This window comes from Clostridium sp. 'White wine YQ', from assembly GCF_028728205.1.
GTDB lineage: Bacteria > Bacillota > Clostridia > Clostridiales > Clostridiaceae > Clostridium_T.
The window spans coordinates 125,707-144,109 of record NZ_JAQYUU010000003.1 but is presented as its reverse complement, the minus strand read 5'-3'; the positions used below and the strand labels follow the sequence as shown (position 1 = coordinate 144,109).

At 30.0% G+C, this 18,403-nt stretch carries 14 protein-coding genes; 11 read left to right on the top strand and 3 right to left on the bottom strand.

The genetic code is table 11. From position 1 onward, the window contains the following. Nucleotides 1-44: 44 nt before the first annotated feature. Nucleotides 45-1,496 (bottom strand): UDP-N-acetylmuramoyl-L-alanyl-D-glutamate--2,6-diaminopimelate ligase, encoded by a 1,452-nt coding sequence (locus tag PTZ02_RS12895; RefSeq protein WP_274228215.1) that lies wholly within the window; start codon nt 1,494-1,496, stop codon nt 45-47. A gap of 143 nt (nt 1,497-1,639) precedes the next feature. On the opposite strand from PTZ02_RS12895, the gene PTZ02_RS12890 reads away from it, so the two are divergent. Further along, entirely contained in the window at nt 1,640-2,512 is an 873-nt protein-coding gene (locus PTZ02_RS12890; RefSeq protein ID WP_274228214.1) for an AraC family transcriptional regulator, read from the top strand. A 21-nt stretch (nt 2,513-2,533) separates the two neighbouring features. Here PTZ02_RS12890 and PTZ02_RS12885 read toward each other — a convergent pair whose 3' ends face one another. Further along, a complete protein-coding gene (locus PTZ02_RS12885) occupies nt 2,534-5,131 on the bottom strand; it encodes a cation-translocating P-type ATPase (RefSeq protein ID WP_274228213.1) in 2,598 nt (865 codons plus the stop codon). A 381-nt stretch (nt 5,132-5,512) separates the two neighbouring features. On the opposite strand from PTZ02_RS12885, the gene PTZ02_RS12880 reads away from it, so the two are divergent. Beyond that, nucleotides 5,513-6,289 carry an SDR family NAD(P)-dependent oxidoreductase gene (locus PTZ02_RS12880; RefSeq protein ID WP_274228212.1) on the top strand — a complete coding sequence of 259 codons (777 nt, stop codon included), beginning with the start codon at nt 5,513-5,515 and terminating at the stop codon, nt 6,287-6,289. 85 nt (nt 6,290-6,374) lie between these two features. On the opposite strand, the gene PTZ02_RS12875 is transcribed toward PTZ02_RS12880, so the two are convergent. Next, nucleotides 6,375-7,040: a macro domain-containing protein gene (locus PTZ02_RS12875; RefSeq protein ID WP_274228211.1), complete on the bottom strand. Its 666-nt coding sequence runs from the start codon at nt 7,038-7,040 to the stop codon at nt 6,375-6,377. Nucleotides 7,041-7,216: 176 nt separating this feature from the next. Here PTZ02_RS12875 and PTZ02_RS12870 point away from each other — a divergent pair, with 176 nt between their 5' ends. The 9 genes from PTZ02_RS12870 to PTZ02_RS12830 all read left to right on the top strand — a co-directional run bounded on the left by PTZ02_RS12870 (nt 7,217) and on the right by PTZ02_RS12830 (nt 18,393). Then, nucleotides 7,217-7,948 (top strand): ABC transporter ATP-binding protein, encoded by a 732-nt coding sequence (locus PTZ02_RS12870; protein ID WP_274228210.1) that lies wholly within the window; start codon nt 7,217-7,219, stop codon nt 7,946-7,948. Next, nucleotides 7,941-9,110, top strand: a complete 1,170-nt coding sequence (locus tag PTZ02_RS12865; protein ID WP_274228209.1) for an ABC transporter permease — start codon at nt 7,941-7,943, stop codon at nt 9,108-9,110. The genes PTZ02_RS12870 and PTZ02_RS12865 overlap by 8 nt, the downstream gene beginning before the upstream one ends. 246 nt (nt 9,111-9,356) lie before the next feature. Beyond that, on the top strand, nt 9,357-9,875 hold the full coding sequence (locus PTZ02_RS12860; protein WP_274228208.1) for a sigma-70 family RNA polymerase sigma factor: 519 nt from the start codon (nt 9,357-9,359) through the stop codon (nt 9,873-9,875). A 1-nt stretch (nt 9,876) separates the two neighbouring features. Then, nucleotides 9,877-11,373 carry a DUF4179 domain-containing protein gene (locus PTZ02_RS12855; protein ID WP_274228207.1) on the top strand — a complete coding sequence of 499 codons (1,497 nt, stop codon included), beginning with the start codon at nt 9,877-9,879 and terminating at the stop codon, nt 11,371-11,373. A 136-nt stretch (nt 11,374-11,509) separates the two neighbouring features. Continuing rightward, complete coding sequence (locus PTZ02_RS12850; protein WP_274228206.1) at nt 11,510-12,127, top strand: DNA-3-methyladenine glycosylase; 618 nt, start codon at nt 11,510-11,512, stop codon at nt 12,125-12,127. Between the two features lie 26 nt (nt 12,128-12,153). Continuing rightward, entirely contained in the window at nt 12,154-13,014 is an 861-nt protein-coding gene (locus PTZ02_RS12845; protein ID WP_274228205.1) for a GNAT family N-acetyltransferase, read from the top strand. A gap of 77 nt (nt 13,015-13,091) precedes the next feature. Next, a complete protein-coding gene (locus PTZ02_RS12840; RefSeq protein WP_274228204.1) occupies nt 13,092-13,802 on the top strand; it encodes a tetratricopeptide repeat protein in 711 nt (236 codons plus the stop codon). 45 nt (nt 13,803-13,847) lie between these two features. After that, nucleotides 13,848-16,166 carry an ABC transporter permease subunit gene (locus tag PTZ02_RS12835; RefSeq protein ID WP_274228203.1) on the top strand — a complete coding sequence of 773 codons (2,319 nt, stop codon included), beginning with the start codon at nt 13,848-13,850 and terminating at the stop codon, nt 16,164-16,166. Then, entirely contained in the window at nt 16,153-18,393 is a 2,241-nt protein-coding gene (locus PTZ02_RS12830) for an ABC transporter permease subunit (RefSeq protein WP_274228202.1), read from the top strand. The genes PTZ02_RS12835 and PTZ02_RS12830 overlap by 14 nt, the downstream gene beginning before the upstream one ends. Nucleotides 18,394-18,403 lie beyond the last annotated feature (10 nt).

The window sequence follows — 18,403 nt, the reverse complement described above, 5'->3', positions numbered from 1 at the left end:
TAACATTAAATCTTAGTTAGTCCAGTTTTATTTTATGATATCTTTTATCCTAAAAGTTCTCGAACAATTTCTCTATCATCAAAATGTATTTTGGTATTCCCTATAATTTGATAGTCTTCATGTCCTTTCCCTGCAATTACTAGCAGGTCATCATCTTTTAAAAGACTTAAACCCCTCTCTATAGCTTTTTTTCTGTCGATAATTTTCTCATGATTAGCTTTTATAACATTCATTCCCTCTTCAATATCTTCAATTATGTCTAGGGGGTTTTCAGTTCTGGGGTTGTCAGAAGTTATTATTGTATAATCTGATAATACGCCTGCTGCCATACCCATTATTCCTCTCTTAGATTTATCTCTATCCCCTCCACATCCAAATACTACAATAATCTTACCCTTTGTTATCTGTCTTGACATCATTAAAAGTTTTTCTAAGGCATCAGGAGTATGAGCATAATCAATTATTACATTTTTATTTAAGCTATTATTTATCAATTCAAGTCTTCCAGGAACATTTTTAATAGTAGAAACTAAGTTAAGAATTTCATTAATTTCTAAACCTAGTCCATAGCATGCACCGATAGTGGCTAATGCATTGTAAACAGTAAACTTACCAGGAATATTAATAGTTATTTCTTTGCTTATTCCTTTTAAAGTTACAATAAAAGTAACAGAGTCATTATTATATCTTATTTTGCTGGCCTTTATATCAGCATCTTTATCTATGCCATAAGTTAAAATTTTACAAGTAGCCTTTTCTATTATTTCCTTAGAGAATTTGTCATCTAAATTAATAACACCTAGAGTGCACTTATGAAATAGTTTTAATTTTTCATTCTTATAGTTTTCCATAGTTCCATGAACTTCAAGATGATCTTGAGATAGATTTGTAAAAACACCAACGTTAAAGTCACAAAAGTCAACTCTATTTTTATATAGGGCAGAAGAGGTAACTTCCATAACTACATTTTTAGCTCCATAATCAATAAAATTCCTAAATAAATTTTGTAGCTCTAGTGATTCGGGGGTAGTTGGATTTATTCTTTCAATATTAATTTGTTTATTTTTGAATTCATAGCCTAATGTTCCAATTAATCCAGTTGGATTTCCATAGGCTTCAAGAACATCACCAATATAATGTATAACTGTAGTCTTACCATTTGTTCCAGTAACACCTACTAAGCCTATTTCTTTTGAAGGATCATTATAGAATAAGCTAGAAATACTTGCTAGTGCAATTTTACTATCATTTACTTTAATAAAAGTAATATCATTTATTTCAGGTGGAAAATTCTCATCAGTTATGATCGCAATTGCACCATTATTAATGGCATCAAATATAAAATCATTACCATTAACAGTATCGCCCTTGATACATACAAATAAAAAATTCTTTTGAACTTTTCTAGAGTCATAACTGATACCAGAGATTTCTATAGAATTATCTCCTTGTATTAAGACAGGAGTTATATCCTTCAATAATTCAGAAAGTTTCATTTTAATCCTCCGACAAATATAATGGTTTATATTATCATTATATACAGGTCATTAGCAATATATAGTGCATTTATTGCTTGAAACATTGCAAAAAGTGCTCTAATATAATAAGTATATAAAAAGATTATAGGAGCTATTTCTTAATGGATGGGAATGAATATAGAAATAAATCAGGATATTTAAAAAGAGATTTTGAGCTTTTTCACTTAAAAGATAGAAAAAACCAGGAATTCGAATTTCATTATCATGATTTCAATAAGATAATAATATTTTTATCAGGGAAGGTAACCTATTTAATAGAAGGAAAAGCGTACTGCTTAAAACCATGGGATATATTATTAGTAAATAATCATGATGTTCACAAACCTGTTATAGAATCTAGTGAAATATATGATAGGATAGTCATTTGGATTAATCCTAAGTTTATAGAGAATCATAACTATGAAAACTGTGACCTTTCAACATGTTTTAAATTAGCTAGTGAAAAAAGTTTTAATATTATTAGACTAGAAGAAAAATTGCGAAATGATCTAAAATTTATAATTGAGTCTCTTGAAGCATCTTTTAATTCAAAAGATTTTGGAAATAAAATCTTAAGTAATTCATTATTGATTCAGTTTATTATATATCTAAATAGAATTCATCTTGGGAATATGTATATAAGTGATGAGGAAACACTTAAGTATGATAAGCAGATAGAGAAAATACTAAAATATATAAATAATAACTTAAGTAAAGAGTTATCTATTGGGTTATTATCTCAAAAGTTTTATTTGAGTAAATATTATCTAATGCACAAGTTTAAAAAGGAAACAGGATATACGCTTCATAATTATGTAATGCAAAAAAGACTACTAATGGCACGTGATCTTATAAAACTAGGTGAACCTATTACTAGAGTATATCTACAATGTGGCTTTAATGATTATTCAAGTTTTTTTAGGGCATTTAAAAGTATGTTTAAAGTATCGCCAAAAGAGTTATTACAAAAGAAAAAAGAAACTATCTTAAGATAGTTTCTTTTTATATAAACTAAGTTATTTAGCTATTAATCTTTTAAGTTGAATTAATACAGTTGGTGCTAACGCTAAAAGTATTATTTCAAGCTCGTTTACTAAGGTTAATGGTGCAACTAAGAATAATGTTTCTAGTGCTGGTACATTTAATATTCCAAATAATAGTACCGCACCCGCAAATATTGAATACCAGATATATTTATTAGTAAATAAACCTATTTTAAATACTGATTCCGTACCTCTACAATTGAAACTATGGAATAATCTTGCTAAACATAAAGTTGAAAAGGCTAGGGTGCTTCCTAGAGCAGCTCCGCCATGATTAAAGCCTATATAATAAGCACTCATAGTAGCGATTGTAATTAAAATACCTTCACTTGCAATATATCTTAAGAATTCTGCTGAGAGTATTGATGAATTAACATTTCTAGGTTTTTCATTAAGCAAATCTCCTCTTTGCTTTTCAACACCAAGAGCGATTGCAGGTAAACTATCAGTTACTAGGTTTATAAATAATAAGTGAACTGGTGCAAAAGGAAGAGGTAGTCCCACTATTGAGGCATATAGGACTGAAAGTATTCCAGCTGCATTACCTGAGAGTAAGAATTTTATAGAATTCTTAATATTAGCATATATATTTCTACCGTTAACAACTGCTTTGACAATAGTAGCGAAGTTGTCGTCTGTTAGTATCATAGAAGCAGCATCTTTTGAAACTTCTGTACCTGTAATTCCCATTGCAATACCTATATCAGCTTGCTTTAATGCAGGAGCATCATTAACACCATCCCCTGTCATAGCTACAACCATGCCTCTTTCCTGCCATGCTTCAACTATTCTTATTTTATGCTCTGGTGTTACTCTTGCGTAAACTGAAATTTTAGGAACCAATTCTTTAAGCTCTTCTTTGGATAAATGATCAATTTCTTTACCTTCTATCGCTTCGGATATATCTTCTAAAATACCTATTTCCTTTGCAATTGCAGCAGCAGTAATTTTATGATCACCAGTAATCATAACTGGTTTTATTCCGGCTATTTTACAATCAGCAACAGCTTTAGCGGATTCTTCTCTAGGTGGATCAATCATTGCCACTAAGCCAACGAACGTATAATTACCTTCATCTTCTACTGAGATTTCAGTATCTAGCGGAATGTTTTTATAAACTAATGCTAAGACCCTAAGTCCTTTTCTAGAGAAATTTTTATTAGTTTCTTCAATAGCATCCTTATCATTTTGAGATATCTCTTTTATCCCATCTACTGTTTCAATGGATGTTATCTTGTTTATAAGCACATCAACAGCACCTTTAGTTATCATAACATGGTCTTCATCAAATTCATGTGTGGTACTCATTAGCTTTCTATCGGAATCAAATGGAATCTCACTTTTCCTTGTATGAGTATTTCTTATTTCTTCAGCAGTTTTTGAATAATCAGCTGCTAATTTTACTAGAGCAACTTCTGTAGGATCCCCTATTTCAGCATCATCTCTAATTGAAGAATCATTACATAGAACTAAAGATTTAAGGAAAAACTCATGTGTAGGATTGGACAAATTTAAGCCAGAACTAGGAATTACTTCTCCGTTTATGTATAATTCCTTAACCTTCATTTTGTTTTGAGTAAGTGTACCTGTTTTATCGGAGCAGATGATTGATACAGAACCTAAGCTTTCTACAGATTTTAGTTTCTTAACAATAGCACCTTCCTTAGCCATTTTTTGAGTTCCAAGGGCTAATACAATAGTAACTATAGAACTTAGTGCCTCTGGAATTGCAGCTACAGCTAAAGCAATGGAGAACATAACTGAATCAATAAGAGGAAGACCTCTTGAAATATTTACAAAGAAAATTATAAAACATATACCTAATATTAAAAAGGTAAGTTTTTTACCAAAATCATCTAAACTTTTTTGTAATGGAGTTTTCTTTTCCTTGGTATCCTTAAGCAGTTGAGCTATTTTACCTATTTCAGTATTCATACCTGTTCCAGTTACCAAAACAGTTCCACGGCCATAGGTTACTAGTGAGCCTGAGAATACCATATTAGTTCTTTCAGCTAAAGGAACTTCATCTTCAGTGATTAAATCACTGTGTTTATCAACATTTATGGATTCTCCAGTTAAAGAACTTTCGTTAACTTGTAAAGAATAATTGTCTATTAGCCTTCCATCAGCAGCAACAAAATCACCAGCTTCTAAAAGTACAATATCACCTGGAATTAATTCCTTTGAAGGAATTTCTATTTTGTGTCCATCTCTAATCACCTTTGAATTAGGAGCAGATAATGCCTTAAGACTCTTTAAAGAGGCTTCTGCCTTTAAGTGTTGGACAGTTCCCAATATAGCGTTCATTATAAGAACTACTAGTATTACTATGGTACTTTCTTTATTTCCAACAGCAAAGGAAATAATAGATGCTCCAAGTAGAACAAAAACTAAGAAGTCTTTAAATTGTTCTAAGAAAATCATAATAAGGCTTTTCTTTTCTCCTTCTAGCAATTCGTTAAAACCATGAATTTCTCTGATTTCATCAACTTTACTAGAATCAATGCCACTTAGTGAAGTATTAAATTCTTTAAGCAACTCTTCACTGCTTTTGTTATAATAGTTTTTCATTTCGCACAACTCCTCATTTAAATAATAAGATGAAAGGGTAAAAGTCTTATTAATTTTCTAAAAATAGTTTAACCGCAAAAAATATATTTATAAATTCTTGCTCAATTTATATAATGTTAAATTTTAATATAGTATATAAAAAAAGACTTTTAATATAATTCCTCCACTGAAGAATCATATTAAAAGTCTCGTAACCTAAAAGTTATAGGTACACAGCACCAGACTAAAAAATAGTCGACCTGTTGATGATGTGTTTGGAACTACTCCCTTTTAAACATTCGATTTTATACATTAAGAGTAGCATATATGCAATGAACTGTCAATAACTAATGGTTTATGATAGAATAAATCTAAATTTAATTAGATAAAAGAGAGGACATTATGGATAAATATACAATAATAACTGGAGCATCCTCAGGGATTGGATATGAACTTTCAAAGTTATTTGCTAAAGGTGGAAATAATTTAATACTGGTTGCTAGAAATTATGAAGCTTTATATAAAGTAAAGGAAGAAATATCTAAATTAAGTGATGTAGATATAGAAGTGCTATCAATAGATTTATCCAATGAGGATAGTGTGGAATGCATATTAGATTTTGTGAAGAAAAAAAATATATTTGTTGATAATTTAGTAAATAATGCAGGACTAGGAGATTTTGGTGAATTTTCAAAGTCAGATTATAAAAGGCAATTGGATATGATACAAGTGAATATAATGGCATTAACTAAGTTAACAAAAGTGTTTATTGAAGATATGGTACAAAGAGGAACCGGCAGTATCTTAAATGTTGCATCCACAGCAGCTTTTGCTCCAGGAAGTAATATGAGTGTATATTATGCCACAAAAGCCTTTGTTTTATCATTTACAGAGGCACTTTATGAAGAAAATACTAAGAAAGGTATAAGAGTAATGGCATTATGTCCAGGTGCAGTAAATACTGGTTTTCAGCAAAAAGCAGGAATAAAAAAATCAAAATTAGCTAAAGGAAATATTATGGCTCAAGAGGAAGTTGCAATAATTGGATACACTAAGTTTATAAAAACAAATAAGGCAATTGTTATTCCAGGTTTTAAAAATAAGTTATTAATTCAAACTATGAGAATTTTACCAAGAAGTTTAATTAGAAAAATAATAAAAAGGGTTAATAAGGGATAAAAACAAGAAAATGTGATGAAAGTTTATTATGGTTTAAAAGGAATTTATAAATAGTATACATTACTATTTATAAATTCCTTTTAGATTACATAGCTTTAAATTCAGAAAAGAAGTCTTTGCAATTAGGTTTAAATATATCGTAGCTCTTTTGATCTAGGCAAACAACAGTACATTCTTCAATAGATGGGTGCTTGCTTAGAAAATTTTTAATCTCTTCCAAGGCAATGCATGCAGCATCCTTAGGAGGAAGACAGTATACTCCAGAAACCATGAAAGGCAACCCAATAGTTTTGATGGGATGCTTATTAATGTATTCCTCAGTAGATTTCCTTAATTCGCTTAATAAGTGAGAACTGCGAACTTCTTGTAAACGAGATTGTTGCTTGTTAAACGCTTCTATGGTTTGATTTAAGTATACATCTTTGTAAGTTATGCATAGCTCTAAGGCTTTCTGATATGCTGAGCGAAGAATATCATATTCATTATGTTCTCCGCCACGCCATATAGGAGAAACCATATGAATTATCCAAAAGATATTGCTTGAAGATAAATTATATGATTTGGTTATTTTTGCAGAGCCGGTTCTACAGCCCTCTAAACTTTTACATTCTTTGAGAAGTTCATATCCAGAACCTCTGTGAATAGCACCATCAATGCCTCCACCACCTAAAAGAGAGGAGTTTGCACTATTTATTATTGCATCAAAAGGTTGCTTTGTTATGTCATCAAAAATCAATTTAAAATTTCCCATAAAATCACCTAGCTTATTTTAATATATAAACACTATTATTATATCCATCTACTCTCTAATAATATGTATAAATATGGATTTAATTTTTAAATTATTAGATTGTTCATTGATAAACAACAAAGTAATTGGTAAAATGTACATATTATATCGGATAAAGTACATAAAGGAGTGAATTTATGTTAAAGGTTGATAATTTATCAAAGATATTTAAGGAGATCAAAGCAGTAGACGAACTCTCTTTTACTGTTGAAGAAGGAGAAATAGTTGGTTTGCTAGGAGAAAATGGAGCAGGAAAGACTACAACACTAAGAATGATATCAACTATGTTAAAGCCTTCTAGCGGAACTATAAATGTTAATAATTATGATGTAATTAAAAACTCATCAGATGTTAGAAAAGAAATTGGTATACTTTTCGGAGGGGAAGTAGGTATTTATGACAGATTAACAGCAAGGGAAAATATAGAATACTTTGCTAGACTATATGGAATGACTCAAGGACAAATTGATGAAAGAATTAAAGAAATATCTAAAGATTTGGAGATGGAAGAATATATAGATAGAAAAGCTGGTAAATTTTCAAGAGGTATGAAGCAAAAAGTTTCTATTGCAAGAACTATAGTACATTCTCCAAGAGTAATGCTTTTTGATGAACCAAGTACGGGCTTGGATGTATCTGCTGCTAGAGTAATTCATGAATTTATATTGAAGTGTAAAAGTGAAAATAAGAGTATATTGCTTTCATCGCATTCAATGAAAGAAGTAGAAAAACTATGTGATAGAGTAATTATAATTCATAAAGGTAGACTTATAGAGCAAGGAACAGTTGAGCATTTAAAAGAAAAATATAATAATAATGATTTAGAAGAGGTATTTGTTAGCTTAGTTGGAGGTAAGAATAATGAGTAATTTTTTAGTAGTGTTAAAAAAAGAACTTTTAGATTTATTTAGAGATAAAAAGACTCTTGTTTTTACCATACTATTACCAGTAATTATGTATCCAGTTATGTTCAAGATAATAGATACAACTATGAAGAATAATCAAAATTCTGTTTCTAAGAATATTACTGTAGCCTATAAAGGTGATACGGAATCTTCAGTATATAAAATTTTGAAAGGAAGCAGTACTATTACAATAGATAATGAAGGTAATATGGAAGAAAAGCTTGATAAGGGAAAGATATCTTTAATTATTGATGTTCCAAAGGATTTTGATAGTAAGGTTACAAGTGAAGGTCAAACAAATTTGAAAATCATATATGATGAAAATTCAAATAAATCTTCTATGGCAGCGGCAGTACTAAGAGAGATGCTTGATAGCTATAGTAAGAGCATTGTAGATAGCAGACTTCAAGCTAAAGGAATTAGTACACAAGTATTAACTCCGTTTGAAGTTAAACAAGAAACTTTGGGGAATAAGAATGATAATCCTATGGGAGTTGCAATATTAAACATGCTTCCAACAATATTAATAATATTTATGATTAGTCCTACTATAGGAATAGCATCGGATTTAGTTGCAGGAGAAAAAGAAAGAGGAACTTTTGAACCACTTTTATCCACGGCAGTAGGAAGGACATCCATATTTTGGGGCAAGCTTGGAGCCATTGCATCAATAGCTTTTATTACTTTAATTACAAGCGTTGCAGCAATGCTTAGTTCCATGATGTATATATTCTCTACAGGAAGTAGTTTGTCGATACCATTAGGAGCTTTTGGGGTAATAGCAGTTATATCAGTTTTTGTATTAGTTGCACTAAGTTCGTTAGAAATTGCTATAAGTATATTTGCACGTTCAGTTAAGGAAGCAAACACTTACTTAAGCGGACTATTAATTCCAGTTATGATATTAACCTACATTCCATTTATGATGGATGCAAAAAGTATAGGAATCCTATTCTTTAACATTCCTATTGTAAATGCAGTAGTAGTGATGAAAGAGGCTATTACAGGAATATTTAATCCTGTTCATTTAGGAATAGTCTTAGGATGGCATATATTATATGTGATTATTTCAGTTATTTTCGCAAGATATATGTTCTCTAGAGAAGAGGTTGTATTTAGAAGTTAATAGAATCATGTTATTTAAAAGCCAGAGGAGACTCTGGCTTTTTGATTTTTATGAACATAAGCTTAAATTTTTATTCCCGGGAAATAATTATAGATTTATTAATCAAAAATCAACAATAGTACAAAAAAATGTGGGAAATATGTAAAATTTTTTTAAAATTATAAAACCTTTTGCATACTTACTGTGTCTAATAAGTGTAGAGTAAAATAAGTCCTCTACTTAAAGTTTACCTAAGGGAGAAAAATGATGGATTTGGAGAAAAAGATTGCTCAAGCAGTTAAAGGAGACGAAGAAGCCTTTAACTATATAATAAAACTGAAAAATGAGGATTTATATAGGACTGCTTATGCCTTTGTGAAGAATAAAGATGATGCACTAGATATATTGCAGGAAACTGTTTATAAGGCCTATATTTCTATAGAAAAGTTAAGAAAGCCTCAATATTTTAATACATGGCTTACAAGAATATTAATAAACAATTGTAAGAATTTTATTAGAAATAAAGAAAAAATCATTTATCTAGAGGACAACAAAAACTGCAATGAAGATATCACTAAGATCAATATAGACGAGCGGTTAGATCTTTTTTATGCCATTGATAAGTTGGAAGAGAAACATAGAATGGTGATTATATTAAAATATTTTCAAGACTTAACAATAAATCAAATTGCAGAGAGCTTAGGTTATCCTATAGGAACTGTTAAGACCTACTTAAATAAGGGGTTAAGTCAATTAAGGATATATGTGGGAAAGGAGATTATCTAACATGAATGATATAGAGAATTTGAAAAATTCAATTACTATTCCTAAAGAAATTGATTTGGCTATTGAGCAAGGAATAGAAAGAGGGAAAAGAGAAAAATTAAAAAATACTAAACCGAAACATAATAAACTTATTATAAAGATAGCTGGACTGGCATTGGTATTTACTACTGCTGTATTTATTGCTAAACCAGATTTAGTTAAGGCTATATCTAATCCAGGTCTTATATTTAAAATGCTTTCTGAAAAAAGAAATTATGGAGAACCTATGCCGAAGTTTGAAAACTTTACAACTTCATTAAATAAGTCTATCGAGAAAGAAGGAATAAAGCTAACCATAAATGAAATTGCAATAGATGATAGCATGATTGCCATCTCATCTACAGTGGAAGGAAAGGGAGTAAAAGATAAGACTTTTGACATAGGCGGAATAAAGCTAAATGGTATGTATCCTCAATCCTATGGAAGTGATAGTGAAATAATTAGTGATGATAAGATAATTGTAGCAACATATTCTAATATAGCAGAGATGAACCTACCTGATGAAGTCCAGGTTGAAATATCTTCAGGAATCATAGCAAATGTTGCGGGACCTTGGAATTTTAAGTTTACAGTTTCTAAAAAGGAAAGTAAGAAAAATTCTAAGACTATACAAATTAATAAAACAATAGATTTACCAGAAAGTACATTGAATATTAAAAATTTAATTATAAGTCCTTTTGGAAATACCATAAATATAGAGGGAATTAATAAAACAAAAGATGTTCAGTATAAAAAAAATAATGAGATTTTAATGTTGTCTGAAGTTAGAAAATATATAGTTTTAGATGATAAGGGCAATCCTCTTATGACAAAAGAAGAAGGAGGAGGCTCAAATGATAAAGGATATGAAGAAAAGCTCGGTATCTTGGGGGATATATCAAATTTAAAAAGTATAACTATCATACCTATAGTAGAAGAAAAAGGGATAATTAATAAGAAGATAGATGGTAGAGATATATCAATTCTTCAATGTACTATTAACAGTGATGATTTTAAGAATATACCACAAGAAAATATAGTTAAGAAGAGAAATGTAACTGAAAAGGAAAAGAAAGATGGCTATGCCTATAATGAAGTAATTAATTCTTATAATATGGATAAGAGCAAATCTTTTGTGCCTATTGATAAACTTATAAATCAAAAAATAATGGTTAATGAAACTACCAATGTGGAAATTAAAAATATAGAAGCTAATGATAAGGGTACAAAGATAACCTTTAAAATTAATGGGGATTATAATTATTTTAATATAAATCTAGCTTATATTATTGATGAGAATTTTAATACTACATCCAGAGCAGAAGATGGGACAATTGGTAAAATAGAAGATGTTAATAATAAAATTATAAGTATAGTATTACCACCAATAGATGAAAATAAAAAATATAAGATTGCTTTACCTTTAGCTAAAAATCCGGTAATAGAGGAAAAATATAAAATCAATGTTAATTTGAAATAAAAATAACATAAAAAACTCTAAACATATTAAAATGTTTGGAGTTTTTTTGGTAAATAATATAATTTGATATATAATAATATTAAATTGAAAAATATGATTGTTCTTACGTGTAATCATATTTAGCAAAGGAGAAAATATGAGGCTAGAGAGAGAATTTTTTGCTAGAGAAACAGTTCAAGTATCTGAAGAGCTCTTGGGAAAAGTATTAGTAAGGGAAATTGATGGCCAAATATTAAAAGGAAAGATTGTTGAGACCGAAGCTTATGTTGGACCAATAGATAAAGCGTCTCATGCATATGGGTTCAAAAAAACAGCTAGAGTTGAACCTTTGTATGGGAAACCAGGAATATCCTATGTTTTTAGCATTTATGGTATGTATGTGTGCTTTAACATAATTACATTTAAAGAAGGTTCTCCAGAAGGAGTTCTTATAAGAGCATTAGAACCTGTTCAAGGAATAGAATTTATGTCATTAAATAGGTTTAAGAAAGAATATAAGGAATTAGAGACTAGAAAAATAAAAGAGTTAACTAATGGACCTTCAAAATTATGTATAGCAATGAATATAACTAAGAAAGAACACAATTTTATAGATCTAATAACATCATCTGAATTATATGTAGAAGATGGAGAAGCTATTGATAAAAGGGATATTGTAGAAACAACAAGAATAGGTATAGACTATGCGGAGGAAGCAAGATATTTTCCTTGGAGGTTCTATATAAAGGAAAATGAATTTGTATCAAAGAAATAGGATTTAGGATTTGAGGGGTATTATTAATGTTTAAACTAATAAAGGCTAATGGACTAACTAAAGAGGAATTGCAAGCTATTAAAGAATTAGAGGAAGAATGTAATTCTTATGAGGAATTAAATATGAAACTTAATTGGGATATGCTTGAAAGTAGAGCCAAAAATCAAGTTAATGATTTTCTATATTATGAGGATGATAAATTAATAGGATTTTTAGGGATGTATGGGTTTGGTTCAAATCCCAAAGAAATTGAAGCTACAGGAATGGTTCACCCTAGCTATAGACGAAAGGGTATATTTAAAGAGCTTATGTTCGAGGGGAAAGAGCATTGTAAGAAAGGTAATACTGAAAGAATTCTTTTAATTACAGAAAGAAGAGTTGATTCTGGAATTGGTTTTGTGGAAGCAATAGGTTCAAAATATTCTTTTTCTGAATATAGAATGAGGCTCAATGAATCCAAGATACCTAGCTTTGAAAGTAGGGGAGTTTCACTTAAAAAAGCAGACATAAAGCATAAAAAAGAATTACTAGAGTTAGATAGAGAATTCTTTGGGTTACCAGAAATAGAGGAGGAAGAGGGTACTAGAGAGGATAATGAACATAGGACTACTTATATTGCTGAACTTGAAGGTAAGGTTATCGGAAAGATAGGGGTAACTATGGATGGGGAAGATGGATATATATTTGGGTTTGGAATAAAGCATGAGTATAGAAGAAAAGGCTATGGAAGAATAGTATTGAGTTTGATTCTTGAAAAATTACTGAAAAATAATGTAAATAGTATAATACTTGAAGTTGCATCGGAAAATGATAAGGCTTTAGGATTATATAAATCATGTGGTTTTAAGGAAAGTACAATTTATGATTATTATAAACTAGATGTTTAACATAAAAAGAATTGGAAGGATGTGAACATTTAGTGAGGCTAAGAGAACATGGAGCTCTTCATCACTAAAGAATAAATATGTTTAGAATTAAGTTGCCAGGAAGTAGAAAAATTAAAGTAGCATTATTAAGTGTATTAGTAATAATTATTATAGGAGTTTTAGTAAAGCAAAGTATTGATAATAAAAAGGAATTAGATAGGCAAAATAAAGTGCAGGAGCAGCTAAAGGAAAAGGAAGCTAGCGAAATTAAAGAAAATAATGACCGAGGTGCAAAAGCTAAGTTAGATGCGGAAAATAAGCAAAAGAGTTTGGATGAAAAAGCAGAAAAAGCAAGAGATGTGCTTTATACAAAAGACTATGAAAGTGCAATCTCTTTATGCAATGAGATTTTAAATGAGGATAATAGCAATTATAAAGCATATTCAGTAAGAGGCATTTCAAAAGCTTATACGAGGGATTATAGTGGAGCGATGCAAGATATAGACAAGTCGTTACAAATAAAACCTGATTATGGATATGCTATGTTTAATAAAGGCTTGTTGTATGAGTTGCAAGGAGAATTTACAGATGCGTTGGAATGGTATAACAAAGATTTGGAAGTAGAAAATTATGTTTGGAGTTACTATGGAATAGCAAGTATATATGGTAGAAAAGGGGACGTTGATAATACAGTAAACTACTTATCTAAAGCAATAGAATTAGATTCGGCAGTAAAAGAAACTGCGAACGAAGAACATGATTTTGATCCTGTAAGAGATTCTGAAAAGTTCAGCAATCTAATAAAATAAAGCAATAAAAGTTAGTTAGTGAAATTAAAAATGAGGAGGGGTATTGTGCTGAAATGGGTAAAAGGATTTGGTGGCTTTTTTTTACTTATACTGATTATGGTTTTAGTCGCATTTAGTATTAATAAGCACAGCTTCCAAAAAGATATTTTTACTAGTGATAATATTTATAAAAATACAGATGAGCTTTCAAAGATAGATACTAATGATGGACAAGTAAAATACTTGGAAAAATACTTCAAAGATATAGGGCTTGAGCCCGCAGGAGAAAATGGGACATACTATCAAAATTTTAAAACCATGGTGCCTATATATAATTCATCTCCAGAACTAAGTTTAAGAGATAGAGATAATAAAGTAATTAAAAGCTTTAAGTATGGAGAGGACTTTAGAGAAACACTAACAGGTTCTGGGGGAGTAGGAAATGTTAATAGTAAATTATATCTGCTTCAAGGAGATATAGAATCAATTCCAAAAGAAATATTACAAAATTACATTATTCTATCTTCTGTACCATTAAGCGATAGTAAGTTAGAATATGTTGCTCAAAGTGGTGGAAAAGCTGTAATTTTTCCTGGAAATGGGATAGGTCAAAAAAATTCTTTTGATATGCAGAAAAAGAATGGAAAATCAATACTAATATATACTGTTACTCAAAATGTATTTCAAGATTTAAGTAATTCAGTGGGAATGAACCTAAATGGATATTTAAATGTTGATGTAAGTTTTAAAATGCAAGATACTCCAAATGTTCTTGGGATGATTCAAGGAAGTGATAAAACTGCTGGATATTTAATTGTTTCATCACATATAGATGAGGATGCATCAGGAATTGCTATGCTTATGGAACAAGCTAGAACATTAAAAATGCAAAAGTATAGTCCAAAGAAAACTATAATTTTTGCTGTATGGAATAGCTTTAATCAAGGGATGAAGGGTTCGAAGTATTATGTGAATAATCCACTCTTCCCACTAGAGAAAACGCAAGTGTTGGTATTCAATAGCGTGGGGGAAAGATCTGATATTAATCTTATAATGTCAACAGACGGTTCTGTAGCACAAACTATAATGAATAAACTAGCAGCCTATTGTCCAGCAAGTGGTATTGCTCCTATGATGAATAGCAATATTTATGGTACTGATGGGGAAGAATTTTTCCTAAATGATATTCCAGCCATAGTATTAAGTGGTGACAAGGCAGGGAATGCAAATTTTGATATTAATAAAGTAAGTAGTAGTACAATTAATGGATTTGGGGATGTACTTTTAAGTTATATTCAAAGGGAAGTTTATGGAGATTGGTATCATGGGCTTTTTAATGGAACTGAACAAGCCTTCATTCTTATAATAATAGCGGCTGCAATAGTTATAAGTGTATTGAAGAAGGTATATAGATTAAAGCCTAGAAATAAATCTTTTGAACAAGTACTGGAAACTATATATTATTCAAGTGCTTTTTCAATAATAGATAAGGTTATACAAATACTTATTGTAATAAGTGTAGCAACGTTCTTTATATCATTTTTAGCTTATACTCCAAAAAGCTTTGATATTGTTTCCTATGGTGGCGAACATATATCGAATTATCCAATTTACAATATAGCACATAATGCTATTTTGTTTATAAGAGAATTTCTCACACAGGGGTTTGGTAAAACCTTAAGTGGATTTAGTATAACTTATATTATTAGCTTTTCAATTATAAAAAGTTTGGGTTTAATATTGAGCTCATTAATACTAGCATTTTTCATTGGAACATTAATAGGAACCTTGAGTAGTTTTAAAAATAAAAATAGTGGAAATGCAGGTTTCTTATTGCCTGTTGCTGTACTTTCTTTGCCGGATGTATTTGTGGCAGTATGTATACAGCTTGGATTTATTTATTTAAGAAAGAATAATATAATTTCAACTGAAAATAGCAGCATTACACAGTTCTTACTTCCACTACTTTGCCTTGCAATTATTCCAACTGCGTATATTTCAAGAGTGGCACAGGTAGCTGTAAAAGAAGAAATAAACAAAGATTATATAGTGGCGGCAAAAGCAAAAGGATTATCAACTTTTAGCATATTAAAAGATCATCTTCTAATAAGCGTAGTCATTAAAATAATTGAAACTTTACCATCGGTGTTAACTATAATAATGTCAAATGTTATTGTAGTAGAATATTTATTTGGGTATACAGGTATTGTATATCAGTTATTTAGTTATTTTAAGGATGGCGACATTTGGACATGTATATGTTTGGTTATTGGTATAGGAATAGTTTACTTCATTTTAAATATGATATTTAAAATTCTTTCTATAATAGTTAATCCATTTAAAAGAGGTAATATATTAGGAGGAAACCAAAATGAAAAAGCTTAACTTACCTCTAATAATCGGAGGAATAATAATAGCAGTTATCTTAATTCTTGTTGCTTTTCCAGAAAAGGTTACCCATTATAATCCATATGCGATAGAGGGAATTAAAACAACAGCTCAGAAAAGTGGTGCATCAATATCGATTCAAGGGGCGCCATTCTCGCCATCAAAGGAAAATATACTAGGGACAGATCAATTGGGAAGAGATGAATTAAGCTTACTAGTTTACGGAACTAGACTTACTTTGGAAATAGGAATTTTAGTTGTATTGGGTAGATTCCTAATTGCGATTCCCTTGGGTATAGCAGCAGGATTTGGGAATAATCTATGTAAATCTATAATAAGTTTGTTTAATTTAGTATTTAGTGCAATTCCAGCATTAATTATAAGTATTCTTGTTTTAGGAATAAGCTTTTTCTTAGGTTTATTCAAGGAACAATCTATATTAGCCTTTGTGATTGTGCTTACTATAGTGGGCTTTGGTAAGGTAGCAGGACTGGTAAGAGAGAGAGTTGAAAACATATTATCCAAGCCTTTTATTACAGGAGAAAGAGCAATAGGGAAAAGTAATATATTAATTGCAGTTAAAAATGTATTACCACATCTTTCACCAGAGCTTATAGTGCTTATATTTATGGAGATGGCATTAGCTCTTTCTATGATTATGGAATTGGGCCTTTTTGGAGCTTATGTAGGGAATATAAGAATTTTATTAGATGGAGGAAAGACCTTAAACATAAGCGTGGAGCCAGAGTGGGCAAGTATGATATCATCATCAATTGCATATATAAGTGCAGCTCCTTGGATGGTGTTTTCTCCTGCAGTAGCATTTTTTATTAGTATATTTAGTTTTAACTTATTTGGAGAAGGCTTAAGAGAAATGTTTTCTAGAAAGAAGCTAGGGTCTTCAGTTATATTAAAAGATAAAAAGAAGAAATTTAAAAAGGCAGCAGGGGTAGTAATTGCGGGAATACTTTTGTTATTTATATCAAATATAGGTATTGGATATTATAAGGATCAAGCAACTAAAAAACAAGCAGCAAAGATAATGAGTTGGGAATTTAAGAATCAAGTATTAATAGGTAGCGAAGAGGCAAAATATACTGCTGATAATCTAAAAGAGTCCTTAAAAGAAGCTGGGTTTCAGCCAATTGGACAAGATTATATTCAAACCTATGATGTAGATAAGTTAAATTCTGCTAAAGAGTATTCTTTCACAATAAAAAATGGAGAAGAATCAAATAAGTTGGTCTTTGGCAAAGACTTTGCGCTATTAGATTATAAGGATTATTCATTAAAAGGGCAAATATTTAAGGGTGATTCAGTGGATATGTTTAATCTAAAGGACTATGGGATATTTGATAATAAACTAGTGCTATTTGACGAACAAACCTATTCTAGAGAAGCTATTAAAGAATTTTCAAATAATATAAAAGAAAAATCAAAAGCATTAGGAGTTATAGATGTATTAAATACTAATGATACCTTGCCTTCTGCTATGAGTAGCAAGATAACAGGCGACTCTTTAATATATATAACAAAGGAAGCTTCTAAGTCTTTGGAGAACGATACTGAAATAGAGATTAATCTTAAAGCATGTACCTTAACAGGTAATGGAAGAAATGTAATAGGAGTCTTGCCAGGAAAAAATCCTAATTTATCAAATGAATATATAATGATAAGTATGGGGTACAATTATTTTTCTGATGATAGAAAGAATATCATGGAAAAAATGAAAATGCTTATTGAGACGGCAAAAAAATTGTACCAGGACAATAATAATCAAGGAAGAAGTATAATAATTGCATTTTGGGATGGTAATCTAACAGAGGAGTATTCAGGAGTGAAGAAATATGTAGACAATCCTCTTGTTTTACTGAATAAAACTGTTTTAAATATTGATCTAACTAATATGAATGTTAATGGAAATACTGTGGTTATTAATTCACAACAAATTTCTGTAACAAAGTATTTTTCTTGGGCATTTAATCATGAATTTGAATCAAAGATAAAGAAAAATAATATGATAGTTGAATCTAATATAAGTAAGAAAAAAGTTAGTGAAATAATAGAAAAAGGTCCTAATTCTAAAGAAGTTATGTATTATAAAGGGGCTGTACCAACAATATTGCTGTTAAATAAAGAAAATAATAATGAGATAGGAAAAGATACAATTGAAAAGAATTTCGTAAAGACCTTAGTATCTTCTATTTCAAATATAAATTATTAGTTTGGATGTG

Coding starts and splice junctions, on each gene's coding strand:
- PTZ02_RS12895 (WP_274228215.1), bottom strand. CDS start 1,496: ATGAAACTTTCTGAATTATTGAAGGATATAACTCCTGTCTTAATACAA.
- PTZ02_RS12890 (WP_274228214.1), top strand. CDS start 1,640: ATGGATGGGAATGAATATAGAAATAAATCAGGATATTTAAAAAGAGAT.
- PTZ02_RS12885 (WP_274228213.1), bottom strand. CDS start 5,131: ATGAAAAACTATTATAACAAAAGCAGTGAAGAGTTGCTTAAAGAATTT.
- PTZ02_RS12880 (WP_274228212.1), top strand. CDS start 5,513: ATGGATAAATATACAATAATAACTGGAGCATCCTCAGGGATTGGATAT.
- PTZ02_RS12875 (WP_274228211.1), bottom strand. CDS start 7,040: ATGGGAAATTTTAAATTGATTTTTGATGACATAACAAAGCAACCTTTT.
- PTZ02_RS12870 (WP_274228210.1), top strand. CDS start 7,217: ATGTTAAAGGTTGATAATTTATCAAAGATATTTAAGGAGATCAAAGCA.
- PTZ02_RS12865 (WP_274228209.1), top strand. CDS start 7,941: ATGAGTAATTTTTTAGTAGTGTTAAAAAAAGAACTTTTAGATTTATTT.
- PTZ02_RS12860 (WP_274228208.1), top strand. CDS start 9,357: ATGGATTTGGAGAAAAAGATTGCTCAAGCAGTTAAAGGAGACGAAGAA.
- PTZ02_RS12855 (WP_274228207.1), top strand. CDS start 9,877: ATGAATGATATAGAGAATTTGAAAAATTCAATTACTATTCCTAAAGAA.
- PTZ02_RS12850 (WP_274228206.1), top strand. CDS start 11,510: ATGAGGCTAGAGAGAGAATTTTTTGCTAGAGAAACAGTTCAAGTATCT.
- PTZ02_RS12845 (WP_274228205.1), top strand. CDS start 12,154: ATGTTTAAACTAATAAAGGCTAATGGACTAACTAAAGAGGAATTGCAA.
- PTZ02_RS12840 (WP_274228204.1), top strand. CDS start 13,092: ATGTTTAGAATTAAGTTGCCAGGAAGTAGAAAAATTAAAGTAGCATTA.
- PTZ02_RS12830 (WP_274228202.1), top strand. CDS start 16,153: ATGAAAAAGCTTAACTTACCTCTAATAATCGGAGGAATAATAATAGCA.